The sequence below is a fragment of the Diaphorobacter sp. HDW4A genome (assembly GCF_011305995.1).
Classification (GTDB): domain Bacteria; phylum Pseudomonadota; class Gammaproteobacteria; order Burkholderiales; family Burkholderiaceae_C; genus Diaphorobacter_A.
Genome location: NZ_CP049910.1, coordinates 2,348,383 through 2,373,147, shown reverse-complemented (window position 1 = coordinate 2,373,147; position 24,765 = coordinate 2,348,383). Strand labels below are relative to the sequence as shown.

Sequence of the window (24,765 nt, the reverse complement as noted above, 5' to 3'; positions counted from 1 at the left end):
ATCCATTTCCCGATCCAATTATTCGAGTCAAGCCATGCAATTACCGTCCCCTGGTTGGATCAAGCGAGCGCTGATCTGTACCACCGTTCTGGCTCTGCCGGGCATCCTTCATGCCCGTGAACTGGCCACGGTGGATGCGCTGGGCGATGCCCCGCTCGCCGTGCAGCGCAAGTCCAGTACATTGCCCCTGCCCGCAGGCGTGGAGCGCGTCTCACGTGAAGAGCGGCTAGGTCTACCGACCTTTGTGCAAATCAAGCCGATCACGAAATCCGCGACGCTATCCCGAGCCGACATGGGGACACCGGAAACGGCTGCCCGCAAGGAGCTCAAGCAGCTCGCGAGCCTGTACGGACTCACCGACAGCGAAGTGGATGCCGCGCCGCTCCATCATGTGCAGACGTTGCCGGGCGGCGGGCGGCTGGTGCGCCTGACCAATCAACGCGACGGCATTGAGGTGTTTCGTGAACGAGCCACCGTGCTGCTCAACGCCCGCATGAAGGCGACGGCCATCGGCGGATATCTTGGCAGTACCCAGACAACGCTGCAGTCGACCACCAAGGCGGCTTCGGCCAATCGCGTGGATGCTGCTGGCGCGGTGGCCCGGGTTCTGCAGGATTTCGGTTTCTCCGTGCAGGTCGCCGGGCAGTTGCAGGCCCTAGCTCCGGATGCCAAGCAAAAGGCGGGGGCCTATCAGCAACTGACTCTGCCACAGGGGGTGACTGGCGATGCCGGTGCAACGCTGGCCATCCCGGCGCGGGTGAAGCCCGTGTGGTTTCGCCTGCCCGAGGGATTGGTGAGCGCCTTCTATGTGGAAGTGCAAGGCACGGAAGACGGCGAGCACTTTGCCTACGCCTACGTGATCGCGGCCGATGACGCGCGTCTGCTGTTGCGCCACAGCCTCACGTCGCATGCCGCCGATTTCAAATACCGCGTCTGGGCTGATCCGGCCACCGGCGTGCCGATGTCCGGTCCGCAGGGGCGTAACGGAACGCCCCACCCCACGGGGTTGCCCGACGGCTACGCCGCGCCGCTCGAGGCAGCGCAGTTGGTGACGATGAACAGCTCGCTCGCTCGCACCAACGCGCCTTGGCTGGATGACAATGCCACCGTCACCTCGGGCAACAACGTACTGGCCTTTGCCAACATCAAAGGCCCAGGAGACGACTTTGCAGCGGTTGACCAGAACAACTGCAGCCTGGCCACTGGCCACGACATGATCGCGTGTATCACCGCGCCCACTACGTTCGACCATGGCTACAACCACAGCAGCTCGCCGCTGGCGGACACGGCGCAGGTGTCTGCCTCGGTGGTCAACATGTTCTACACCACCAATTGGCTGCACGACTGGTTCTATGACTCAGGCTTCGATGAAGCGGCCGGCAATGCGCAGAAGGTCAATTACGACACTGCAGGTCTGGGCAACGATGCACTGATCGCTCAGGCGCTGGACAACAGCGACCCGAATCCAGCGTACAACCTCAACAACGCGAACATGACCACGCCAGCGGATGGCGAATCGCCCCGGATGCGCATGTACCGCTTCGTCAATTACTCGACATTGCTGGAAGCACACGTGGTTTCGCCCGCGACGCTGACGCTGACCTTTGGCGTGAACAGTGCTTCGTTTGGTCCAACGCAGTTCGATATCACTTCTCCCGTTGCAATGCTCGTCGCGCCCGGCACTGCGTGGCCCACGAATGAGGCCTGCGCTGCGCTGCCAGCCGGATCGCTTGTTGGAAAAATAGCACTGGTGTACCGCGGAACCTGCAGCTTCGATGTCAAGGCGAAATATGTGCAGGATGCGGGAGCCGTCGCCATTGTGGTAGTGAACAACCTACCGGGTGCCGCGCCCGCTATGGGTGCCAGCAATACCCCCGGAATTGTGCCGACGATTCCGGCTATCAGCGTGTCGAAGACCGACGGAGATGCATTGAAAGCGGAACTGGATGCCGGAGGGTCCATCACGTTGCAAATCAAGAGGGTACCGCACGACGACCAACGCAGCAGCGCTCTGGACAACGGCATCATCGCCCATGAGTGGGGCCACTACATCAGCAATCGCCTGATCGGTGATGGCAACGGACTCACCACCAATCATTCCGACGGACTGGGTGAAGGCTGGGGAGATTTCCATTCCCTGCTGATGCTCGTGCGAGACGACGATCGCAATCGCCCCGGGAACAGCACGTTCGAAGGGGCCTACTCCAGCGCGAGCTATGCCATGGGTTCAGTAGCCGATCCGGCCAAAGATAGCGGCAACACCGCCTTGTTCGGCATTCGCCGCTATCCCTACTCGACGGACATGACAAAGAATCCACTGTCGTTGCGGCATATCGTGAATGGTGTAGCGTTGCCAACGACCGTACCGATCAACGGCAACACCGGCGTCAACGCCGAAATCCACAATGCCGGCGAAGTCTGGACCACCATGCTGTGGGAGTGCTATGCGTCGCTGTTGAATGCGCACCCGTTTGCCGAAGCGCAAACGCGCATGAAGAACTATCTCGTTGCGGGCTACAAGCTCACGCCCATCAACCCCACGTTGACGGAAGCCCGGGACGCGCTGCTTGCCCCCATGGCAAGCAATGATCCGGCCGACTATGCACGCTGCAGCGCAGGGTTTGTCAAACGTGGCGCGGGCACCTTCGCCGTGATTCCGGACCGCTATTCTGAAACCAATGCGGGCGTGATCGAGAGCAACGCCACCAGCGGTGACCTAGCGCTCGACAACATGCAGCTGTCCATGAGCGGTGCGACAGCCCAGCGGTGCGACGCCGACGAGGTGCTGGACAGCGGCGAAACCGGCGTGCTGACCTTCACCGTGCGCAACAACGGCTTTTCCGCCATGGGCGGCGCACAACTGGCGCTTTCAGCCGATCTCTCCAACCTGAGCTTTCCGGATGGCAACACCCTTGCCGTTCCGTCCATCGCGGCTGGCGATACGATCTCGGTCAGCACACGCGTGCAGGTCGCGGGCCTGACCGCGCCGAGTGGCTCGCGCATCTCTGCCAGCCTGACATTTACGGGGCAGCAAGGAGGAGCCAAGGAGCGCATGATCTTCGTTCCATTGCACCGTGATCGCGTGGCCGACAGCTTGAAATCCGATGACGCCGAAGCGCTGCCCAGCGTCATGGAATTCGGCAGCAGCAAACCGGCCTACGCTAACACCTGGGCTGCACGCCTGCATGATGAAGCGGGTCAGCCGCTCAATCGCCGCTATACCGCGGCGGCTCCGGGCACTTATGGCTCGCACTGGATGCGCACGCCCGCGCTCCAAGTATCGACAAGCGAAAACTTCACCATATCGTTCAAGCACCGCTTCAAGTTCGAATACTACAGTGGCGGCGCCAACTACGACGGCGGGCAGTTGATGATCTCCACTGATGGGGGTACTTCATGGACGCGCGTCGCTGACAGTGCCTACAACGGCACGCTGTTCATCGATGACGAGGGCCTCAATCCAGCCAAAGGCGAACGGGCATTCGTGCAAGGCAGCGCCAACTGGCCGGCCATGCAATCCGTGACCGTCGACTTGGGCTCCGCCTACAGCGGGCAGACCGTGCGACTCGCCTGGGTGATCCAGACCGATCAGTATGTGGGAACCGAAGGCTGGGAAGTGGATGACATCGTCATCACCGGCATCACCAACACGCCCTTCCCCAAGGTCGTCACAGACGCACAAACCTGCGCTGGCAGCCCCGCCCTCAGCATCATCAGCGGCGACTCGCAAACAGCGCAAGTCAACACAGCCTTTACCCAGCCTTTGCGCGTGCGCTTGTTGTATGCGGGCGGTGCACCTGTCGCCAACACGGCCGTCAGCTTTGCCGCGCCAACCACTGGAGCCTCCGCGACGCTGTCATCCACGTCCGTGCAGACCGACGCAAATGGCTACGCCCAAGTGACCGCGACCGCCAACAGCATCGCAGGCAACTACATCGTGACCGCCACGGCCATCGGCGTCGGCAGCCAGTTCGCGCTGACCAATACGGCTGCTCCAGTGAATCCAGGCGGTGGCACTGGTGGTACAACGCTTTCCATCAGCGGCCCCTCGCCCAACGGCCAAGGCACCGTCACAATCACCGTGAACGGCTCCACCACGGCTTTGCCGACCTCAGCGCAATTCGCCAACGACCAGTTCGGCAGCGAATCCGGGTTGGCCGTGCCCACGCTGGCGGGCTACGGTTTCCCGTTTGGCCTGGTTGGCTTCAAGCTACAGAACGTCGGAGCAAGCAACGCCGTCACGCTGCGCATCAAATACCCAGCGCCCATCCCGGCAGGTGCCGAATACTGGAAGTACGGCAAGACCAGCCCGACCGGCCAAGCGCAGTGGTACCGAATCCCCATGACCATGGTCGCGAGCGACACGGTGGACATCACGCTGACCGACGGCGCACAAGGTGACTCGGATGGCACGGCCGACGGCACGATCACCGATCCGGGTGGTTTGGCGTTGGCCGCTGCAGTGCCACCGGTGACAGGCGGAACTACCTTCACACCCGTGTCTTCTCTCTCCGGCTGGGCATTGGTGATGCTGTCGATGGGTTTGGGCTGGCTGGGCTTCGCGTTCAGCAATGGACGCAAGGAACGCTCCGCATGATGAGCGTTGCCTGAGCGCAGACGCAGAGGCAGCGTTTGCGCTCGGGTGGTTGAATGGATTGAAGGCCTCGGCGCAGCTCAGCGCTGCGCCGGGTTGGCCTGGCTCCAATTGCTCTTACGCAGGCGGGCCTCAATGTTCGTTGCCTCTCGGCGCAGTTCGGCGGCGACTTTCTGGATGCGTGCGTTGGGCATGCGCTGGGTGAGCGCGGCCACGCTGATCGCGCCAATGGGCGAGCCCACGGAGTTGCGGAACGGAATGCCGACAGCCGTCACACCCATGCTCACCTTGTTCTGCACCAGCGCCATGCCTTCAGCGATGGTTTGGTCGCAGGCATCGCGGAGTTGAACTACGCTCATATTGCCGAAGCCTGCCAGGTAAGGCTCCACGCGTTCGATGATGGCGCTGCGCTCGTCGGGCTCAATCGCCGCAAGAATCGCAAGGCCGCCCGCGCCGACACCGAGCGGCCTGCGGCTGCCCACCTCCAGCACCAGCGCGCGGATCGGAAACGGGCCTTCGCAGCGGTGCATGCAGACCGCCTCGAAACCGCTGCGCAGCACCAGATAGACCGTGTCCTCGGTGGTCTGCGCGAGGTCGCGCATCGAGGGTTCGCAGAGGTCTCGGATGTCATGCAGGCTCGATCCGGCGAGGCCCAGCTCAAACACCAGCGGCCCCAGCTTGTAGCGATGCGTCTCGAAATGCTGGATCGCGAGGCCCTCGGTGATGAGCTGCTTGAGGATGCGGTGCACCGTGGGGTGCGGAATGCCTGCTTTCTCGGCCACCTCGGTCAGCGCCTGACCGCGATTGCCGGCGGTCGCCAGGATTTTGAGCAGCGCTACGCCGCGCTTGAGTGAGCCGGCATCAGTGGCAATTTTCGAGTTCATTTAATGGACAGAAGCCTTTTATCAGTGAAGGCATTAGAAAACAATCAATCCATGCACCTGCAGGCATGTCCGATCACCGGACATTTTATGCAGAGCCCATCCCACAACCGAAGGAGAACCACATGTTGTGCAAGAAACTTCACCACGCCGCCTTCCGCTGCAAGGACGCCGCGCAAACCACGCGCTTCTACACCGAGGTGCTCGGTCTCAAGTTTGCCCACGCGATGGGCGAGGACCATGTGCCGTCCACCGGCAAGTACAGCCCGCACGTGCACATCTTTTTCGAGATGGAAGACGGCAGCAACATCGCCTTCTTCGAATGCCCGCAGGATGAAGGCGAGCCATCCGGCCGTGATGCGAAGACGCCCGGCTGGGTGCAGCATTTCGCGTTCGAGGTGGAAAGCCTCGACGTGCTGCATCGGGCCAAGAAGGATCTCGAGGCCAAGGGTCTGAAGGTCGTCGGCCCGACCAACCATGACGACTTCATCGAGTCGATCTACTTCTTCGACCCGTCCGGCCACCGGCTCGAACTCACGGCCCGCACCTGCGATCCCGCGCGCTATGCGGAGTTTGAAAAGGAAGCGCCCGCCGTGCTCGACCTGTGGGCCCAGACCCATGACTGGTCACAGCGCGAAAAAGTCTTCGGCGCGGCCACCGGCTACCAGCGCGGCTGAGAAAGAGTTGAGAGAGACAACATGAGCGAAACGCGCGGTATTCCATCCGTCGTCCACCCGACGGACTACGACATCATCATTTCCGGCTACGGCCCGGCGGGCGCGACCATCGCCAATCTCATGGGCCAGCGCGGCTACCGCGTCGCGGTCATCGACCAGTTTGATGCCATCTTCGACAAGCCGCGCGCCATCACCGCCGACCAGGAGGTGATGCGGGTGTTCCAGGAGATCGGCCTCGCCGACGAGATCAACGCGAGCAGCTCGCCGCATCCGGGTACGGACTTCGTCGGCATGGACGGACAGGTGATCAAGCGCTTCTACCCTGCCCCGCCGCCGAATCAGTTGGCGTGGGAACCAACGTGGATGTTCATTCAACCTGAACTTGAAGCCACGTTGCGCAAGGGCGTGGCGCGCTTTGACAACGTGACCGAGCTGCTCGGCCACCAACTGGTGCGCCACGAAAAGCGCGCGGACGGCGTGAAGGTCGAGCTGCTGCGTCTTGCCGATCAGCAGACCGTTCAGCTGACCGGCCGCTATCTGCTGTCGTGCGAAGGTGCGAACAGCCCGATCCGTCTGCGCGAGAACGCCAGCGTTGAGGACCTCGCGTTCGATGAATGGTGGATCGTCGTCGACCTGTGGATTCGCGGCCCTATCGAGCTGCCCGAGCGCTGCGTGCAGTACTGCCGCCCATCGCGCCCCGGCACCTACATCGTTGGCCCAGACAATCTGCGCCGTTGGGAGATGAAGATGCTGCCCGGCGAAGACCCGCAGGAGTTCATGAAGGACCCGGCGCTGGTGATGAAGGCGCTGTCCTCGTTTGTGGACACCACGCATCTGGAGCTGTGCCGCATCGCCGTCTACCGCTTTCACGCGGTAGTGGTGGACGACTGGCGTTTTGACCGCGTGTTTCTGCTCGGCGACAGTGCGCACCAGATGCCGCCGTTCCTCGGGCAGGGCCTGTGCGCCGCGGTGCGCGATGCCGTCAACCTTGCTTGGAAAATCGACGGTGTGGAACGCCAAGGCTACAGCCAGCGCATCCTCGACACCTACGGCCACGAGCGCAAGAAGCATGTGCGCACCGTGGTCGGCCATGCCAAGTCGTTCGGTCTCATCATCGGCGAACTCGACGAGGCCAAGGCCCGCAGGCGTGACGAAGAACTCGGCGAGCTGCTGCGCGCAGGCAAGTCGGAGACCGTGCGCCAGAAGTTCATTCCCGGCTTGGAGACCGGCGCGCTCGCACGCAATGCGGATGGCTCGCTGTTGACCGGCGCGGGCGATCTCTTCGTGCAGCCTTGGGTGCGCCACGGCGACGGCTTCACGCGCATGGACAACGTGATGCCCTGTGGTTTCTGGATAGTGACCACGCCGGACATGCCCGCGCACGAATGGAGTCAGTTGCCTGAATGGCGCCAGATGAACGGCCGCACCGTGGTCGTGCACGACAACGCGTTCACCGCGCCCAGCAAACCAGGCAATGGCGATCCGCAGGTACTGCATGTGGAAGAGCAGGACACCTTGTTCACCCACTGGCTCGCGCAATACAACGGCGTGGCCGTGCTGGTGCGACCGGACCACTACCTCTACGGCGTCGCGCACTCGGTGCAGGAGCTCAAGTCGCTGATCGCCGGAGCCGCCAAGGACCTGTTCGACCAGCCGGACGCGGCTGCCGACCTGAGCCACGGCGTGATGGACGCACGCGCCGCGCTCGCGCAAGTATCGGCCTGATTCGCCACGCTTTTTCAGACATCACAACAAGGAGACAAACCATGTCCAAGCCATCCATCTTCAAGCCATCCATCCTCCATTCGCTCCCGCGCCGTGCCCTGATCTGCGGCCTGGCGCTGGCCGCCGCCCTGCCCTCATTGGCGGCGCAGCCCGAAGCCTATCCCAACAAGCCCATCAAATGGACCGTCGGCTTTCCCGCAGGCGGCGGCACCGATGTGCTTGCGCGCACCGTGGGTGTGGAGCTGTCCAAGCATCTCAAGCAGCAGGTCATCATCGACAACCGCGCGGGCGCGGCCGGCATGATCGCCGCCGAGGCCATCTCGCACGCCGCGCCCGACGGCTACAACCTGCTGACCGCCGATGTCGCCATCCTCGCGTTCAATCCCGCGATCTATTCCAACATCCGCTACGACGCGCAGAAGAGCTTCACCTCCGTCGGGCTCATGGGCCGCTTTCCGATCCTGATCGCCGCGTCCACGCAAAGCGGCATCAAGAACATGAACGAGCTGATGGAGCAGATCCGCAAGGGCAGCATCGGCTATGGCACGGCGGGTGTGGGAACGCCGCATCACCTTGCGATGGAAATGCTGCTCGGCAACACCCAGACGCAGGCCGACCACGTGCCCTACAAGGGCGACGCGCCCGCACTGCAAGATCTGGCCGGCGGCCAAATCAAGGTGGCGGCGCTCGCGCCATCACTCTCCCTGCCGTTCGTGAAGGAAGGCAAGTTGGTTCCGCTGGCCGTCACCGGTGACAAGCGCCTGCCGCAGTTGCCCCATGTTCCGACGCTCAAGGAGCTCAATCTGTCGACGCAAGCCGTCTACGCCTGGCAGGGGCTTGTGGTGCCCAAGGACACCGCTCCGGACCGTGTGCAGCTGATCGCCTCGGCGCTGAAGACCTCGCTCGCCAACCCGGAGGTCGTGCGCAAACTCGAAGAACTCGGCATGGAAGCCATCCCCAGCACGTCCGATGCCATGACCGCCTATGTGCGTGAGGAGCAAAACCGCTGGGGGCCGATGATCAAGGCGCGCGGCATCACCAACAAGTGAGCCGCAGACAACAGTTTCAATTGCAAACTTTTTTCAGCATCAATTGACATGGTGAATATCGAAGACTATGGCTATCATCGTGCGGTCTTCAATCATTTGGTCAAGCCATGGCATTGCAAATCTGGCGAGCGCGGGGAGTGCGCGCTCTGGGCGTTTTGAGTGTTCCCCTGTTGCTTGCCGGTTGCGCCAACTGGCCCCTGCTGACAGGCGAGGCTGACGATCAGGCCACCCCTTCGGCTGAGGCCGCCGAGGCTGCGGAGCAGGCCGCGTCTGCCTACAACCGCAATGACCAGTCGCCCGGATTCTTCCGCATGAAGATGGGAAAATACCTCGTCACCGTGCTGTATGACGGCAGTTTTGAGATCAACAGCAAGCTGATGAAGGGCCGCACGCAGGCCAACATCATCAACCTGCTCAAGCTCTCCAAGCAGCCGCGCGACGTGCGCACCTCCGTCAATGCGTTTCTGCTCGACGACGGCGAGAACGTGATCCTCATCGACACCGGTGCTGCACAGGCGCTGGGGGCGAGCATGGGCAAGCTGGCGAGCAGCCTGCAGATGTCGGGCTACAAGGCCGAGAACGTGCGCTACGTGTTTCTCACGCATCTGCACCCTGATCACGACGGCGGCCTGAGCGCGGACGGCAAGATGGCCTTCCCTAACGCCATGGTCTACCTGCCCGAGCAGGAGGCGGCCTACTGGCTGGCCAGCGAGCGAAACAAGGACAATCTGCCCGTCTATCAGGGCGTGCAGTCATCGCTTGCCGCCTACAAGGAAGCAGGTCGATTCCAGCAGTTCGAGGCGGGCACATCACCGATTCCCGGCATCCAGTCGGTCCTTATGCCCGGTCACACGCCGGGCCATACGGGCTACCGCATTCGCTCCGGCAAGGAGAGCATGCTGATCTGGGGCGATGTGGTGCACAACGTGGCCACGCAGTTCGCCGATCCCTCCATCACAGTCGAGTTCGATCTGGACCAGGCCAAGGCGCGTGCGACGCGTGCCAAGGTGCTCAAGGACGCCGCGCAATCCGGCGAATGGATCGCAGGATCACATCTGCCCTTCCCCGCCATCGGCCGTGTGCAGGCGGCAGGAAAGACCAGCTACCGCTGGCTGCCCATCGACTACTCGCAGGCGATGATGGATTCCGACAAACGCCAACCGGCGGGCGGCAAGTGACAGGCTGAAATCTCGGATTTCTGCGATCAAACACAAGGGGGCCCGCAAGGCCCCCTGATCTTTTGTGGATGCTCTTACTTCACGCCGGACTTGGCCACATCGGCCTTGGCCTGCTTGAAGACCGGGCCCCAGCCGGGATGGCCGCTCTCGGCCTCGCTCAGATCGAAATCGGGCTTCAGCTTGAGGAGCTGCACAAAAGTGCTGCGGCACTGGCCGGGGTTGTTGTTCAGGCAGAAGCTGAACGCCAGATACTTCAGCGACTTCACCTGCAACTCAGGCCAGGCGCGGCTGAAGATGGGCTCGCGGAAGATGCGGATGGCATTCGGGTAGTTGCCATCGTTGTACTGATTGAGGCCTTCGGCAAAGCGGCGCTCCACGCCCGTCAGCGCTTCTGTGTTGTTGGTGGCGGTGGGCTCAGCCTCGACGCGTTCCGCACGTGATGCGGGAGGCGCGACCGGCTCCGGTTCGACCGCCTGAACGGGCGGCGGTGGCGGTGGCTCGACCTTCTTCGGGGCAGTGTCGCAACCAGTCACGGCCAATACAGCGACCATCAGGGGCGCGAGAAAATAGATTCGTTTCGACATCTTGTTCATTCCTTCTTCCAACTCTTGCAACCGGCAAGTCGGCGTGCGTTGACGCCCGCTCACCTTGGCTTTACTTCACTGATGGCTGAATCACCGATCAACCGCCGAAGCGGTAACTCAGCGAACTGTCTTTCTTGTCTTCCACCTTCAGGCGCGTGCTGAAATTCGGGAAACCCGCATTTTCGATCACGATGCTGTGCTCGCCTTCGGGCAGCCACATTCTCACCATCGGCGGTGAAACGCCCTTCTCGACGCCGTCCACGATCACTTTGCCCCATGGCTTGATCGAGAACCGCACAAAGGCGCCCGGCTTGTTCGACGGTGCGACCACCACCGGCTTGTTGTTCGGCGGTTCGATGGGGGGCACCGGGCTGCCAGTATTGGTCTCGCCCGGCTGCGTCGTACCGTTGGGGCGTCCTGGCAGGGATGCGGGCGGCGCTGGCGACGGCGGAACCGCGATGGGCGGTTGAGCGGGCGCGGGCGGCTGAATCGGAGGTGGAATGATAGGCGGCGGCGGTGCGGGCACCGGCGCAGGATCATTGACCACCGCAGGAGGCGATAGTGGCGCGGGCTCTGGTGCGACCTGTGCAGGTGGCAGCGTCGGCTCGCTCGGAGGCTGCGGCGGTGCGGGTGGAATCTCGATGTTCCGCTCGCCCTGCGCCACGGGTGGGATGGCCGTGTGCTGTCCGCTGTCGCCAAGAAAATACGCAGCCGCCACAAGCGCCGCGAGTCCCGCGGCACCGCCGCCCGCATACAGCCCCCACGTGCGCTTCTTGCCACCGGATTTCTCCGTAACGCGAACGCGCGGAGCCGCAGGTGCCAATGGCTTTTTGGCGGTGGGCACAGGTGGGCGCGGCGCGGGCTGTGGGGCGCGTGGTGGCGCGACGGGTACTTCGGCAGGCATTGCCTTTTCAACGACCGGTTCGGGCACGGGCGCTGCCACAGCCTGTTCAGCCGCTGAAGGCAGTCGCTGCGAATGGCGCACTGAATGCTCGACCGGAGTGGGCTCCACGACTGGCGCTGGCGCTGCATGCGTGGACGTTTTCCACTCTTCGTGCGCGGGCTGAAGCAGCTCATTGACCTTCGGTGCCATGACCGTGGCGGGATAGTCTTGGACAGGCTCGGGCGGCGGCGGAGCCTGCACCTGTGCATTTGTCAGCGCTTGGGCCTGAGCCTCTTCCTCGACCTGAGTCTCGAGCATCGCCTGCTGACGTGCTGCGACGGCGGATGCCGTTACGGCTGCGCCGCTCAGCGTCGGGAATACCTGGAAGTGCGAGAGCGGACCATCCTGCGCCAGCAACTCGTTGGCGAAATCGTCGACCGATTGCGGACGGTCCGCCGGGAACAGCGCCAGAGCATGATCGACTGCCTGCGCAAACTGTGGCGACAACGACAGGGTCGTTTGTGCGGAGAGCTTCTTGAGCGGGTCCTTGACCAGCCGCGCGACCGATGCGGTCGGTGCCTTGCCCGTGACCGCGAAGTACAGCACCGCGCCCGCGCCATAGATGTCGGTCCACGGACCCTGGCGCATGGACTCATCGTCGGCGTACTGCTCAATGGGCGCGAAGCCGGGCTTGAGAATCACCGTGAGCGCCTGCGTCATGTCCCCGATGACCTGCCGCGCCGCACCGAAGTCCAGCAGCATGGGCGCGCCGGACTCGAGGATCATGATGTTGTCGGGCGAAAGGTCGCGGTGGTAGCAGCTGCGCGCATGCAGCACGCGCAGGGCATCGAGCACGGGCGTCATCACCTGCTTGAGCCAGACCTCGTCGGTGCCGCGCGCCGGATCGCTTTGCAGCAGCTGGCGCATGGTCTTGCCCTGACAGTACTGCATCACCATGTAGGCCGTGCCGTTCTGCTCCCAGAACCGGTGAATGCGGATCAGCGAATGGTGCTCGAACTGCGCGAGGATGCGCGCCTCTTTCAGAAAGCTCTGCAGACCTGTCTTAAAGGTGCTTTCATACTTCTCGAAGCGCGGCTGCACCGTGCCGTCCGCCGCGCGATACGCGATGGCACCGGGCAGGTATTCCTTGATCGCAACGGTGCGCTCAAGCTGGTGGTCGTGCGCCAGATAGACGATGGAAAAACCGCCTTCGCCGATGACGGAAATGATCTCGAACTCGCCCAACCGCGTGTGCAGCGGCAGGCTCATCGGAGCCCCTGCGCCTGGGATCGCGCCAGAATGGTTATCAGCTGATTCTTGCACCATAGACTTGTTCTCTTTGTTGGGGACGCCGTGTCATCGGTCGCTCCTTGTATCTCAACGCCCTGCCCGGCCAAAAAGCCAGGTCATGAGCTGCCCGTCGAGCGGGGATTCGTAGGCCAGCGCCTTGAGCGGCGCGCCGCCTGCCGGGTGCGTCCACCAGAAACTCGGGCTGTTGGCCGAGTGCAGGCTGGGCATGATGTCGGGCCACGGATAGGCGGACTCGCGCGTGGCTGGGCGTGTGCTCATGTCGGCTTCGTTCGTGCCATGCAACCCATTGCCCAGCACATCCAGAATGTCAGAGCCGCTGCTGGTGAGCGGCCCCGACCGGACATGCACATGCGGTGCCCAGCTCTGGCGCCACTGCGCAAGCACGTTGGCCCAGATCGAGTCGAGCACCGCACGCGGTAAGGCGCGGCGAATGGCGGTGTGCAGTTGCTGGCCGGTCAGATGCAGCAACATCGGCAACTCCATCACCAGTTCGGTCGAGCGCAACAGCATTTCGCGCTGAAACACGTAACCCACCATGAAGGGGTACTGGCGCCCCACCCGATCCACGCTCGGCGCAAGGCTTCCGGCCACCACATAAGGCATGTTCAGTGCATCGAATGGCACCAGAAAATTCCACAGATGGGCACCTGCCATGAAGTCGCGCCAGCCATCGCCAAATTGCGAGCGGCCCTGAATCATGCCCGCCTGCAGCCACTCCTCGAAGCGTGCGCGAACGGCGCTGCGGGGATTGCTCCAAAGAAAATCCCCATGGCTCGGCAGTTTGCCGCCCCAGATGACTTCCACTGCGGGTAGATCATTGCTGCTGTTCATCATGCTGCTGTGGTGCTCGATGTTTGGTCTTTCTCTCTCATTCCATTCCGGGCCGCCATGCGGTCAGCCCGGGCAACTGAAGGTCTGCAACTGGTTCAGGCGAAACGGGTTCTGCACGCTCCCTGCCGTCACCTCAAAAACTACCTTCTTGTCGCCCACCATGGCCGTGGCCGTGAACGATTCAGGCCTGGAGCCCGCCGCCAGCGTGAGCTTGTCGAAGAAGCGATGCAACGCCCAGGCGCCGTCCGCCGTCATCGCGCCCTGACCACCGTTCTTGTCGGTGATTTGCAGCGACACCTGCTGACGCCCACGCGATCCGGGCCAGATCACCGGCTGGCTCATCTGAGGCCCATGTGCGTAGCGGATCACCGTGCCATCAATGTCAAGCGCCATGTTGGAGATCGACGGATCCATCTCCACCACCTTCATCTCGATGCGCAGCTTGGGCATGGAGTCGCCCGAGAAGAACACGCTCTTGATCACGCTGGCCTTCTGGAACGAACCCAGACTCGCACCGCCGCCCGTGGTGCTGCCGTCGATGTTCTTCTTGTAGGTCCAGGTCGTGGTGTCCACGTTCTGCGCGAGATTGCGGTTGAAGAAGTCGTCCATCAGCCCGGCTGGACCGAAAAGCCGCGCGAAGTCCTGAGGGGTCACATCATTGGTCGCACCGCGATTGAGCGGATAGCGCCCCGCCACCGCCTTGCGGCAGAAATCGCCTACGTTGGCACGCAGTTCGGTGTCGATCTTGGCGTTGGCCATGGCCTGTATCGAGCGGCTCGTGGTGTTGGCGATGCCCCCCAGCATCTGGCCGAGCGGCGCGGGCAAGCGCGAGGCCTCGGTTTTCAGGCGCAGCGCCATGTCGTTGGGCGGCGGCGTGCCGCCCGAGCGATGTGCCGCATCGGCGGCGATCAGCGTACCGTAGTATTCGTCGAGCGTCTTGATCAGCGAGTCGATGGGCATGTTGCCCTGCGTCTGCTGACCCGGTGCGCCGACCAGGCGGCGCAGGGGCTCGAAGTGGTCATCGACGATGCGCTCGTCGCGGTTCTCGCGCGTGGTGTGCGCGCCCGGCACCGGACCGACTACGCGTTCGAAATCGTCACGCGTGTTCTTGAGTTTCTGCGCCATCTTGTCGACCACCGTCTGCTGGCCCTTGTCTGGCTCGCGCAGCAAGGTGGTCTCGCGTACCACCGCACGCAAAAAAAGGGGGAGCGGTGAATCCGGTGCCGAGAGCACGCTCATGCGCTGGATCGAGGTGGCCAGCGAATCGCTGGGAATCAACTGCACGTCCTGCATCAACTGCGACCAGGTCTGCTGGTATTCGCGCAGAAACAAAAGGCGCACCTCACGCACCAGCTTGCCTTGCAGGGCATCGGTGGCCTGTGTCTTCAGGGTCTGAGCAGGCAGGCCCAGCACCCAACCCTCGTCATCGCTGACCTCGGTGACCACACTGTTCACCGACTTGTCGAACAGATCCCAATAGCCCTGATAAGTGAACAGTCCCGGAACGCCGCGATTGAGTGGCAAACCGCTCTTGCGCATGAACACGTTGGCCGCTTGCGGACCCGCGACGTCCATGATGTTGAACTCCCGCATGTCCTTGAGCATCAGTCGGCTGCGGAGCCGAAAATAAGCGCGCTGAGCAGTGGACAGCGTCGACAGCTTGAGGCGCGTGCTGCTCACCAACGGCTCGTTGATCGGGTATGGCGAGCTCACCACACGGTCATCGGCGAACAGCGCTCCTACGTGCTTTTCAATGCTCTCGGCGGTGGCCGGGTCGGCATCGGGCAGCAAGAAGGTCTTGATGTCCGTGATCACCCAATCGCGCACGCCCTTGGGCGAGTAACGCTCGGACTGCTGCAGCATCAGATAGGCCTTGAGCGCCTCGTAAAGATACTCGAGGTTGTTGACCGGCGGGTTCTGCAGCAGCGTTTCGAGACGCTTGGAGACGAAAGGCAGCAGCCCGTTCTCCAGCATGCGCTGGTACGCGGCGTCCGAGGCGGCCGTCACCTTCTCGCCTTGATAGAGACCGTATCGGTAGCTCATCGGCGGATCGTTGCTTGGGAACGCGTCGGTGTCGGCAATGCCCTTGACCTGGCCGAGCAGGCCGAGCAGCGCGCTCAGGTTGGCGGTATTGCTGTCGTAGTGCGCAATCGACTTGGAGACCTTCTGGGCGTTCTCCTCCGTCTGAGCGAGGTAGCGATTGTTGTTGCCGTAACTGACCACCCAGGCGCCGATGGCCCCGACCAGCAGCAGTGCCGACAGCGCATAGCCCATGTAGGTGAGCGCGCGGGTGCGGCGCTCCCACTTCACGTTGCGGCCCGCGAGGTGTGATTCCGCAAAGATCACCTTCACCAGCAGATCGTGCAGGAAGTAGCTCTTGCCGCTATCGGTGTTCTGTGCAGTCGGCACCTTGCCGGCGGTCGAGAACTGGCGGCGCAGACTGCCCAGCACACGGTCAAACACCGTGCCCTCTTGCGTGCCGCTGCTGAAGTACACGCCACGCAGCAGTGGCTGCTGGGTGAGGCGGGATTCGGCAAAGACGAAATCCACCGCCCGTGACAAGCGGCTCTGCAGGCCCGCAAACTGCTGCGGGAAAGCGTAGATGTAGTTGCGGCGGCGCAGGTCCTGTTCGTGTGCGAGGTGCGAATCCTGCACGCTGAACAACGACGACTGCAGCGCCGCCCATTCCTGCTCAAACGCGGCCTTGGTCGGGCGATTGGTCTTGGCCTTGTCCGAATACGGGAAGGTGAAACCCCAGACCTGGTTGCGTTGTTCCTTGCTGTAGCCGCCAAAATACTCGTTGAAGCCCGCAAGCAAATCGACCTTGGTCACCCACAGGTAGACAGGCAGTTCAATGGCAAAGGCGCTCTGCAACTCGTTCAACCGCTCGCGCAGCGCGGTGAGGTGGGCTACCAGCTCTTCATCGGTGAAGGTCAGCAGATCGGAGACGCTGAGCGTCAACACCACGCCGTTGACAGGCTGGCGCGGACGGTATTTCTTGAGCAGGCCGAGAAAGCCCTGCCACTCGATCTTGTCGACGTCCTCGTTGCTGTCGTGCGTGGTATAGCGGCCTGCGGTGTCGATCACCACGGCCTGATCGGTGAACCACCAATCGCAGTTGCGCGTGCCACCAATGCCCTGCAGCGCGGCTTTGCCGTATTGCCCGGCGAGCGGGAAATCGAGGCCCGAATTCACCAGAGCGGTCGTCTTGCCCGAACCCGGAGCGCCCACGATGATGTACCAAGGCAGCTCGTAGATGAACTTACGGCCCCACACGCCGTTGCGCGACTTGCCTTCGACGCGCATATCCTTGAGCGTCTTAGCGGCGGTGGAGAAGCGGCTTTGCAGCTCCAGCACCTCGTCGCTCACATCGGAATTCTTGCGCTGAGACTCGACCGCGTCCTTGATGCGGCCGATGCCGCTGAACAGCAAGTTGTTGACGCGGCGGCGGCGCCAGAACGAGATCAGCAGCCAGAGGAAATACAGCCCGAACAGGCAGCCGATGATCCACCAGCGCACCTTGGTCGATTCGAGTGGTCGATAGTCCGCAAACGCGAACAGTGGCCCCGCGAACCAGACGAACAGCGACAGCGCCACCACACCGACGAATATCCAGAAAGCACGGCTCACAAAGAAACCGAAAATGCGTCGCAACCAGTACATCATCGAGCACCTCCCGAGGCGGAAGGCGCGGTTTGCGTTGAAGGGGGAATGGGCGTGATCACAGATGCTGGAGCGATGCTCGCACCAGCAGCCGGCGCCGTCGGCACGGCGAACAAAACGACCTCCACCCGGCGATTGCGCGAGCGACCTTCCGGCGTGCGATTGTCAGCCACCGGTTGGGCATCACCCAGGCCCTGCGAGCGCAGGCGCTCGGGCGCCACGCCACGGCTCTTGAGAATCGCCGCGACCTGCTCGGCACGTTCACGCGAGAGTTCGAAGTTCGACGGATAGCGCGCGGTACGGATCGGCTGATTGTCGGTGTAGCCGCTGATCATGACCTGCCCCGGCCGCGTGGCCAGCGCATCGGCCACGCGCGTGAGCACCGGCATGTAGGCGGGCAGCACGCTCGTTGACCCCGAGGCGAACAGGCCATCGCCGCGCAGGATGATGGTGCTGCGGTCCGCCTCGTCTCTCACGCTCACCAGACCCTCGCGGATTTCAGGCTCGAGGAACTTGCTGAAACGCTGCTCCGGCGCGGCCTTGGGCTGCGCCGCCACTACACGGTTCAGGTGCAGGCCGCTGATGCTGGCATACACCGCATCCGAACGTCCGGCCAGCGAGAACGCGAACCACAAATAGCAGCCCAGGCCGATCAACGCGGCAAGACAAGCCACAACCCATGCTGGCAGCAGACGCCAGCCCTGCGGACCGCCGCCGCTGGCACCCTTCCAGTGCGGGGACAGCGTATCGTCGCTGCCCACGCCCTGGTCGCGAAGAATGGTCCAGAGGCGCTGGCGCAGCGTCTCGAGCTGCGCGCGGCCGTTGTCGACCACGCGAAAGCGCCCTTCAAGTCCGAGCGAGATGCAGTAATACATGAGCTCGAGCAGATCGCGATATTGCTGCGGGTTCTGGGCAAGCTTGGAGAGCAGCTGAAAGAACTTTTCGCCGCCCCAGGTTTCGTTGTGAAAGGTGACGAGCAGACTATGGCGCGACCACACACCCGAGCCGCCCCAAGGCGTCTGCGCGGCCGATTCGTCGAGCAGCGTGCAAAGGCAGTAGCGTGCGCCGATGATGGTCTCGGGCGGCACGCCGAGCTCGCGCGCCCGGCGCTCGAACTCCTGCACCTTCTCAATCAGAAATTCACGGAAGCGAGCAGGATCGCCCATTTGCGCGGTGCTGCGGATCTGCGGCACCAGGTTGAGCACCGGATTGGCCGCCATGACGATGGGGTTCGAGCCGCTGACGACGTCGGGCAAATCCAGCACCGTCGGCGAATTACCGAGAAGCATCGAATCCTGCGTGGCCTGCCCATGGGCCTGAGCTGGCCGGTCATCGAACAGACTGGTGGCAGAAAAAGTAGTTGGGCTAGACACGAATGTTCTTCTGAATTGCGTTCAAGAATGAAGGAATCGACACACCACTGCGCACTCGGCAAAAACTCAGGGCTTGATGGCCCAGAACTCCAGTCGCAGTCCCGGGAAGTCGCCCGCAATATGCAGCGCCACACCTCCCGAACGCTGCAATTGGTCCCACAGTTCATTGGTCGTATCGAGCTGGAAGTAGTTGTAGTTCGCGTGATACGGCAGCTCGCGCGGCGCAATCGGCATCGGATGCAGGCGCACGCCCGGCAGATGCAGATTGACCAAATCGCGGATCTTCTCGACCGGACCGATCTTCACCTGCGTCGGGAAGCGTGCGCGCACCACGTCTGCGGGCAATTCGGCGAACACCGCGAGCACGAAGCTGGCTTCCTTGACGAGGTTGAGGTCAGGAATGACACCCACGCGCACCCCATACTGGCGCTCATGCAGCTCGATGGGAATCGCGTTCTGCTCCAGCACCATCGAGAGCGAGCGGCGGATATCCGCCACCACCGCCTCAAAGCACGGGCTGGGTTCGTCGTGGTCGTAGACCGGATAGTTGATCGGGCGACGGCCATCGCGCGTGAAGGTCGAGAGCTCGCCCGCCAACTCCAGCAGATTGCCGTAGACCCGCTCGGGGTGCAGGATCTGGTGATCGCGCAGGTGGGTGATCATCGGCTGCCAGCGGTTGATGATGTTGAGCATCATGAAGTCACCCACCTCGGCAATGCCGCCACGTCCCGGCTGCAGCACGCGCGCGGCCAGCGCTTCGCCGCGCTGGTGCAGCAGGCCCGCGATGTCGTCGACCATCGAATGCAGCAGCGTGCTCTGGCCGTAGTTGATCGACGGCTGGATGAAGCGGTTGTCGATCACTACCGTGCCGTCGTTGCGGCGCTCGAGCACATGGACCACGCCAATGCGCAGCCATTCGTCGGTGATCCTGGAAGCCGGAATCAACTTGGCGCGCATGTGCGCAACCTGTGACAGCGCGGGCTCGCCCGACTGGGAGTTCGAATCGGTCAGTTCGGCGTCTTCCGCCGTATAGCGCGCGAGCACATCATCGTCTTCGAAGCTCAACTCGGTGGCCAGCACACGGCGCATTGGCAGCGCCAGATAGATGCGCTCATCCTTGCAGGTCTTGTCGACTTCCAGTGGATCGACCATGGTGTCCTGCCCGGGAAAGCTGAACGGCGTGCCGTCAGGGAACACCCCCACCGCTTTCACCAGCGCAATCTTGCCAAGCGCCAAGGCTTCCAGATCCAGCACCAACTCGCGGAAACCCCAGAAATATGGTTCGGCGGACATTGCACGCGAATGCGTGAAGAATTCGAGATACCGCTCCTGCTGCTGGAAATGCTGCGGCCTGAGGAACATCCCTTCTGACCACACCACCTTGCGTGAATACATTGCTCAACTCCCTCCAGTAGCTGTCTCAGAATTCGAAATCACGCGGCGAGCACTCAGAACGGCAACGAGATGCCGCCCGGCAGCTTGGGCATGCTCCCGCCGCCCGTCGGCACAGGCATTTCCTGCACGTTCGATGTCACCGATACCTTGCTCGCGCCCACCGCCACCTTCACGATGGCTGTATCAAAGGACGGCTGAAACACAGCAAACCGGCCGAGCTCCTTGGGGGCAGGCAGCGGCGCAATGCCACGCCATACGGCCTTGTCGAGATCGCGATAGGCCACGAAAACGCCCAGTAGCCGCTCATCGCCCGAGGCCTTGCCCATGAGCACCTTGGCCTCTCCGGGCTGCAACGTGATGGTTTCCTTGGAGACCAGCTCCGAGCCCAAAATTTGATCGTCCTTCTCATAGAGCGTGAAGAAGTCCGCGCTGCTGAACGCGCTCATGCCGCGCAGGCGATAGACCTTCACCTGCACCGGCGATGGTTTGCCGTTGCGGTCCGGGTTGAGTCCCTCATCCGCAGTAATCACCACCGTATAGGGTGCGGGCATCGAGGCGCGCGGTCCCGCACACCCAGCCAACAACACCACTGCCCCTGCAACAACCAACCCAGTCAGCAACTTCTTCATGATCTCGCAACTCTATGAATGTGACCAGCTTAATAGCAATATCTAATTATTACAGAGCATTGTGTCAGGCGAATTGAAATGCGCAACCATTAGTTGAAAGTTATCGATTTTTGCAACGAAAGACCATGTAAATATTTGTCATTAATGAAAACAAATAGTCACCATTTGTTGCCATGAGGAACTGTTTGCAAAGGATCGAGGGTGGATGGACGGGTTGATGGCAACGCAGCGGTCACCTTCAAAAGGACCACCGTCGTTCAAAACCAGGACAGCGCTTTTTCCAGATTCTTACGTGCGCGTGCTTCCAGCAGCGCCCGGAAATGTTCCGTGCCGTAGATGAATGGCCGGTGCGCAAAGCTGCGCAGCACTTCCCTGCGCTTGATGACAAAGAGCGGTTTGGGAACCCAGGCGTATTCTTCGCGCACCTGTTTTTCATATTCGGCAAAGCGCGCGGGCTCGGCCGCGAGAATGCTCAAGTCCACATCGACGAGAAGACGTGCATCCGGGTCGCCGGGCTCGGCGCTGTGCTGTGTCGCGAGAATCAGGCGCTCGACCTGTGCGCACAGGGCCTCGAATGCGCCCTGCCCCCTCAAGACTCGCACGGCCCAGTCCGCGCTCAGCGCCTCGTTGTCCTTGGCCTTGGGGTCGTACACCGCGTCGTGGAACCACAAAGCCAGCTCGACCGCGCCAGGCGACCGGCACATCGGCAGCACAGGCTCGAGCAGCGCGAGCGTCTCGCGCAGGTGCTGCAGCGTGTGGTAATGGCGCTGCTCCTCGCTATAAGCATGCGTCAGGTCGTGCAGAACTGCGTCTTGCGGCAGTGCCAGACCCAGTGCCTGCCAGGCCCTCCGCCACGAAACCTCGAAGAATGGCGTGTCGCTCTGATCAGGCATCGCCCGGCTCACCGAAGACTTCCTGAACCCGCCCGTCCTGATCCTTGATCTGCGAAGGCTCGACGCGCCAGATCAGGTGGTTCAGACCGGGAACAACATAGTCCGCGCCGCGCGGCTTGACGGTGTCGAGAAACGCCTGTAATTCACGCGGTCCAAAGCGCACGAGCAGCGTCTGAGAATCCTCCCATTCGAAGGCGCAACCAGCATCCGCTGGCTCGAAAATCAGCGAGAAATCATCGCCCGCGACGCTCAGGTCCTTGTCGTGCGGCAGCCGCCCGGGCAGCAGTCCGAGCAGATCGCGCACCAGCAAGGCGCCCATGGTCACGGTGACCTTTTCGGCGCGCAGCAATTTCTTTTCGGATTGCAGCTTGAGCACGCTGCCGTAGAGCACGCCGGTGTTCGATCCGTCTTTTCCTGCGCCCTGATCGACGGCAGCCTTCACCGCAGGCAGCGTATGCAGGCTTGCGCGATGGATGTCAGTCACCCACAGCGGCATCTGCGGCTCAAGCGCCGACAGCAGCCCGCGTAGATTCCAACGCTTGCCCTCGGCGAGTTCGCCCGCAGTGATGCCGACGATCTGCAGGAACTCGATCCGGCCATAAGGCGAGACCGTCGCGGGAAACTGCGGATCTGCCACAAAGCCCATCTCGGTGATCTGCGTGTCGGCGCCTGCCTTAATCGGGCCGTTGGCCGTCATCCAGTGCCCTGCCGCGAACACGTTGCCGCTCTGGAAGACGTAGCGCGCGATGTTCTGCAGAAAGTTCAGTGGCCAGGTCGGCGGTGTCGTTTCCGCGCCCTCGATGGGCAGGCGGAAAGTCAACTCGAAGCCATAGCCACTGCGCCTGTCTTCATTCGAGTCGCCCGCATCATCGCCATCTTCTTCATCCTCGCCATACAGATCGCTGAAGCCATAGGTCAGATAGTGCCAATGCGGCTGCGAGCCCGAATCGCCCGCGTTGCGGTAGACGCTGATACCCTGCAGCGGATCATTTCCGCCAAGCCGGTAGCTGATGGCGGTGCCATAGTGCTGCGGCTCCTGAGCGCCATAGACCTTCACGGCGACCATATCGATGGCGTCCCAGCCCAGTGCGGAATCGGCGTCATCGGTATCTGGCGAATCGGTCATGCGGGTCCTCCATGGTGATTGCGTTAATGCTAACGAATTGCGATGTTGAATTTGTTATTGAATTATTCAAGCCGTTTGAAAAGCGCCGAAATCAGGTCGCGCATCTTCATGATGCGGGGCCTGCGCAGCGCCTCGAAATGCCAGCTCAAGCCAAACGCGTAACGCGGAAACGCCACGGGGCACGGCGATGACGCGAACACCCCCAACCGGCACAGCGCAGCCGCCGCGTGGCTGGGAATCGTCGCAATGCGATCCCCGTTCCTGAGCAGAAACGGCAAGCCTGAGAAATGCGTTGTCGCAGCATGCACCGTGCGCCTGAGGCCGTGCTCGGCCAGCACCTCGTCGGTGACGCCGGTCAGCCCGGAAAACGAGACCAGCAGATGCTCACGAGCCAAAAACTCCTCAAGCGTGAACACGCCCTGCTCCACTTTGCGGAATGCCGGGTCATAGACGATAGCGTAGTCCGCACTGCCCAGCGACAGATGGCGGATGCGCGCATCGTTGATGCTGCCCGAGGTGATCGCCAGATCGATCTCGTGGTCGTGCAACGCGGAGGCTGCCATTGCACTGTTGGTCTGCCGAAACACGATGCGCGTCTGCGGCAGCTGCTCGCGCGCCAGCGCAATGATTTGCGCGCCGTAGGCCATCTCGAAATCGTCGGAAAGCCCGATGCGCACAATCTCCTGCGGTGCGGCGGGCTCATCGCCCACGCTCGCCAGCGTTTCCTCAACGATGCGCAGCGCCTCATTGATGGCCGGCTGCAGCAACACCGCACGCGGCGTGGGCTGCAGGCCGCGCTGCGTGCGCTTGAACAGAGGATCGCCATACAGCACGCGCAGCCGCTTGAGCGACGCGCTCACCGCCGCTTGGCTGATGCCCAGTCGCTCGGCCGCCCGCGTGGCGTTCAGCTCGCTCGCCAGCATCTGGAACACCCGCAGCAGGTTGAGATCGACGCGCCTGTCATCAAGCATGGTGATAACTGATAGTTTTCATACTTGTTTTGATTATGCCAAGCAGCTTCTACCATGCTGCAATGCAGCGCAAACACATTCTTCTGGCCATCATGGTCACCGCGATCTGGGGCATCAATTTCTCGGTGATCCGCATCGGCCTCGGCACCTTCCCGCCCCTGCTGCTTCTGGCCCTGCGCTTTGTGCTCGCCTGCCTGCCCGCATTGTTCCTGCCGCGCCCGAAAAACATCTCCTGGCCGCGCATGATCGCGATTGCGTCCACGCTGTTCATCGGTCAGTTCTCGCTCTTGTTCCTGAGCATGGCTCACGGCCTGTCCGCAGGACTCGCGGCGGTCATCCTGCAGGCGCAGGCTTTTCTCACTATGCTGTTCGCCTCCATGGCCTTCGGCGAGAAAATTCGCGTGAATCACATCGTCGGCAGTCTGCTCGCGTGCTGCGGTCTTGCGCTTATCGTCACCTCGGCCGGCGGGGCGCAGTTCACGCTGCTAGGTTTTGCGCTTTGCATCGGCGCGGCCGTGAGCTGGGCCATGGGCAACGTGCTGCTGCGCGGCTCGGGCTCCGCCGACATGATGGCGCTGATGGCCTGGCTCAGCCTGATTCCGCCCCTGCCGCTGCTTGCGATGTCGGCCATCCTGGAAGGCCCGGAACGCATGCTGCACGCACTCACCCACATCCAGCCAAGCGGCATCTTCGCAGTGCTCTATCTCGCCGTGCTGTCAACCACCATCGGCTACGGCATCTGGGGCAGGCTGATCAGCGAGTACCCTGCCTCGAAGATTGCCCCGTTTTCGCTGCTGGTACCAGTGTTCGGACTAACCGCCTCAGCCGTGCTGCTGGGCGAGCGGTTCAACGCTGGCGAGCTGGCGGGAGCGCTTGCCGTACTTGCCGGACTGTGCGTGCTGATCAGCTCGCGTGAACAGCTTGCCAAACTGCTGCAGACGCTGGGTCTGGCGGGTACGCGAAAGACCGTTTGATGGAATCAACTCCTTCCCTATTGGCAGC

At 62.4% G+C, this 24,765-nt stretch carries 17 protein-coding genes; 6 read left to right on the top strand and 11 right to left on the bottom strand.

Annotated features, from left to right (window positions below):
• The first annotated feature begins 34 nt into the window (after positions 1 to 34).
• On the top strand, positions 35 to 4,597 hold the full coding sequence (locus G7047_RS10655; protein ID WP_166304728.1) for a M36 family metallopeptidase: 4,563 nt from the start codon (positions 35 to 37) through the stop codon (positions 4,595 to 4,597).
• Positions 4,598 to 4,674: 77 nt separating this feature from the next.
• Here G7047_RS10655 and G7047_RS10650 read toward each other — a convergent pair whose 3' ends face one another.
• Positions 4,675 to 5,478 carry an IclR family transcriptional regulator gene (locus tag G7047_RS10650; protein ID WP_166304725.1) on the bottom strand — a complete coding sequence of 268 codons (804 nt, stop codon included), beginning with the start codon at positions 5,476 to 5,478 and terminating at the stop codon, positions 4,675 to 4,677.
• Between the two features lie 122 nt (positions 5,479 to 5,600).
• On the opposite strand from G7047_RS10650, the gene G7047_RS10645 reads away from it, so the two are divergent.
• The 4 genes from G7047_RS10645 (at position 5,601) to G7047_RS10630 (ending at position 10,104) form a co-directional block, all read left to right on the top strand.
• Positions 5,601 to 6,152, top strand: a complete 552-nt coding sequence (locus tag G7047_RS10645) for a VOC family protein (protein WP_166304722.1) — start codon at positions 5,601 to 5,603, stop codon at positions 6,150 to 6,152.
• Positions 6,153 to 6,173: 21 nt separating this feature from the next.
• A complete protein-coding gene (locus G7047_RS10640) occupies positions 6,174 to 7,877 on the top strand; it encodes a bifunctional 3-(3-hydroxy-phenyl)propionate/3-hydroxycinnamic acid hydroxylase (protein ID WP_166304719.1) in 1,704 nt (567 codons plus the stop codon).
• Between the two features lie 41 nt (positions 7,878 to 7,918).
• Positions 7,919 to 8,926: a tripartite tricarboxylate transporter substrate binding protein gene (locus G7047_RS10635; RefSeq protein WP_166304715.1), complete on the top strand. Its 1,008-nt coding sequence runs from the start codon at positions 7,919 to 7,921 to the stop codon at positions 8,924 to 8,926.
• Between the two features lie 107 nt (positions 8,927 to 9,033).
• Entirely contained in the window at positions 9,034 to 10,104 is a 1,071-nt protein-coding gene (locus tag G7047_RS10630) for an MBL fold metallo-hydrolase (RefSeq protein ID WP_166304712.1), read from the top strand.
• A 74-nt stretch (positions 10,105 to 10,178) separates the two neighbouring features.
• Here G7047_RS10630 and G7047_RS10625 read toward each other — a convergent pair whose 3' ends face one another.
• The 10 genes from G7047_RS10625 to G7047_RS10580 form a co-directional block, all read right to left on the bottom strand.
• Positions 10,179 to 10,688, bottom strand: coding sequence for a TssQ family T6SS-associated lipoprotein (locus G7047_RS10625; RefSeq protein WP_166304709.1), 510 nt, complete (start codon positions 10,686 to 10,688; stop codon positions 10,179 to 10,181).
• Between the two features lie 97 nt (positions 10,689 to 10,785).
• Entirely contained in the window at positions 10,786 to 12,897 is a 2,112-nt protein-coding gene (locus G7047_RS10620; protein WP_166304706.1) for a serine/threonine-protein kinase, read from the bottom strand.
• 51 nt (positions 12,898 to 12,948) lie between these two features.
• Entirely contained in the window at positions 12,949 to 13,716 is a 768-nt protein-coding gene (tagF, locus tag G7047_RS10615; protein ID WP_166304703.1) for a type VI secretion system-associated protein TagF, read from the bottom strand.
• Positions 13,717 to 13,776: 60 nt separating this feature from the next.
• Positions 13,777 to 17,379 (bottom strand): type VI secretion system membrane subunit TssM, encoded by a 3,603-nt coding sequence (gene tssM / locus G7047_RS10610; RefSeq protein WP_166304700.1) that lies wholly within the window; start codon positions 17,377 to 17,379, stop codon positions 13,777 to 13,779.
• Positions 17,376 to 18,749: a DotU family type VI secretion system protein gene (locus G7047_RS10605; RefSeq protein WP_205904764.1), complete on the bottom strand. Its 1,374-nt coding sequence runs from the start codon at positions 18,747 to 18,749 to the stop codon at positions 17,376 to 17,378. Before G7047_RS10605 ends, tssM begins: the two co-directional genes overlap by 4 nt.
• A 66-nt stretch (positions 18,750 to 18,815) precedes the next feature.
• Entirely contained in the window at positions 18,816 to 20,144 is a 1,329-nt protein-coding gene (gene tssK / locus G7047_RS10600) for a type VI secretion system baseplate subunit TssK (RefSeq protein WP_166304697.1), read from the bottom strand.
• A gap of 53 nt (positions 20,145 to 20,197) precedes the next feature.
• Complete coding sequence (gene tssJ / locus G7047_RS10595) at positions 20,198 to 20,773, bottom strand: type VI secretion system lipoprotein TssJ (RefSeq protein ID WP_166304675.1); 576 nt, start codon at positions 20,771 to 20,773, stop codon at positions 20,198 to 20,200.
• Positions 20,774 to 21,030: 257 nt separating this feature from the next.
• Positions 21,031 to 21,666: an N-methyl-D-aspartate receptor NMDAR2C subunit gene (locus G7047_RS10590; protein ID WP_166304671.1), complete on the bottom strand. Its 636-nt coding sequence runs from the start codon at positions 21,664 to 21,666 to the stop codon at positions 21,031 to 21,033.
• Positions 21,659 to 22,792 carry a suppressor of fused domain protein gene (locus G7047_RS10585; RefSeq protein ID WP_166304667.1) on the bottom strand — a complete coding sequence of 378 codons (1,134 nt, stop codon included), beginning with the start codon at positions 22,790 to 22,792 and terminating at the stop codon, positions 21,659 to 21,661. Before G7047_RS10585 ends, G7047_RS10590 begins: the two co-directional genes overlap by 8 nt.
• Before the next feature lie 62 nt (positions 22,793 to 22,854).
• A complete protein-coding gene (locus G7047_RS10580; protein ID WP_166304664.1) occupies positions 22,855 to 23,763 on the bottom strand; it encodes a LysR substrate-binding domain-containing protein in 909 nt (302 codons plus the stop codon).
• A gap of 62 nt (positions 23,764 to 23,825) precedes the next feature.
• Here G7047_RS10580 and G7047_RS10575 point away from each other — a divergent pair, with 62 nt between their 5' ends.
• A complete protein-coding gene (locus G7047_RS10575) occupies positions 23,826 to 24,737 on the top strand; it encodes an EamA family transporter (RefSeq protein ID WP_166304661.1) in 912 nt (303 codons plus the stop codon).
• The last annotated feature ends 28 nt before the right edge of the window (positions 24,738 to 24,765 follow it).

Bases quoted from the DNA above. Each gene is read 5' to 3' on its own strand.
- G7047_RS10655 (WP_166304728.1), top strand. From the start codon at position 35: ATGCAATTACCGTCCCCTGGTTGGATCAAGCGAGCGCTGATCTGTACC.
- G7047_RS10650 (WP_166304725.1), bottom strand. From the start codon at position 5,478: ATGAACTCGAAAATTGCCACTGATGCCGGCTCACTCAAGCGCGGCGTA.
- G7047_RS10645 (WP_166304722.1), top strand. From the start codon at position 5,601: ATGTTGTGCAAGAAACTTCACCACGCCGCCTTCCGCTGCAAGGACGCC.
- G7047_RS10640 (WP_166304719.1), top strand. From the start codon at position 6,174: ATGAGCGAAACGCGCGGTATTCCATCCGTCGTCCACCCGACGGACTAC.
- G7047_RS10635 (WP_166304715.1), top strand. From the start codon at position 7,919: ATGTCCAAGCCATCCATCTTCAAGCCATCCATCCTCCATTCGCTCCCG.
- G7047_RS10630 (WP_166304712.1), top strand. From the start codon at position 9,034: ATGGCATTGCAAATCTGGCGAGCGCGGGGAGTGCGCGCTCTGGGCGTT.
- G7047_RS10625 (WP_166304709.1), bottom strand. From the start codon at position 10,688: ATGTCGAAACGAATCTATTTTCTCGCGCCCCTGATGGTCGCTGTATTG.
- G7047_RS10620 (WP_166304706.1), bottom strand. From the start codon at position 12,897: ATGGTGCAAGAATCAGCTGATAACCATTCTGGCGCGATCCCAGGCGCA.
- tagF (WP_166304703.1), bottom strand. From the start codon at position 13,716: ATGATGAACAGCAGCAATGATCTACCCGCAGTGGAAGTCATCTGGGGC.
- tssM (WP_166304700.1), bottom strand. From the start codon at position 17,379: ATGATGTACTGGTTGCGACGCATTTTCGGTTTCTTTGTGAGCCGTGCT.
- tssK (WP_166304697.1), bottom strand. From the start codon at position 20,144: ATGTATTCACGCAAGGTGGTGTGGTCAGAAGGGATGTTCCTCAGGCCG.
- tssJ (WP_166304675.1), bottom strand. From the start codon at position 20,773: ATGAAGAAGTTGCTGACTGGGTTGGTTGTTGCAGGGGCAGTGGTGTTG.
- G7047_RS10590 (WP_166304671.1), bottom strand. From the start codon at position 21,666: ATGCCTGATCAGAGCGACACGCCATTCTTCGAGGTTTCGTGGCGGAGG.
- G7047_RS10585 (WP_166304667.1), bottom strand. From the start codon at position 22,792: ATGACCGATTCGCCAGATACCGATGACGCCGATTCCGCACTGGGCTGG.
- G7047_RS10580 (WP_166304664.1), bottom strand. From the start codon at position 23,763: ATGCTTGATGACAGGCGCGTCGATCTCAACCTGCTGCGGGTGTTCCAG.
- G7047_RS10575 (WP_166304661.1), top strand. From the start codon at position 23,826: ATGCAGCGCAAACACATTCTTCTGGCCATCATGGTCACCGCGATCTGG.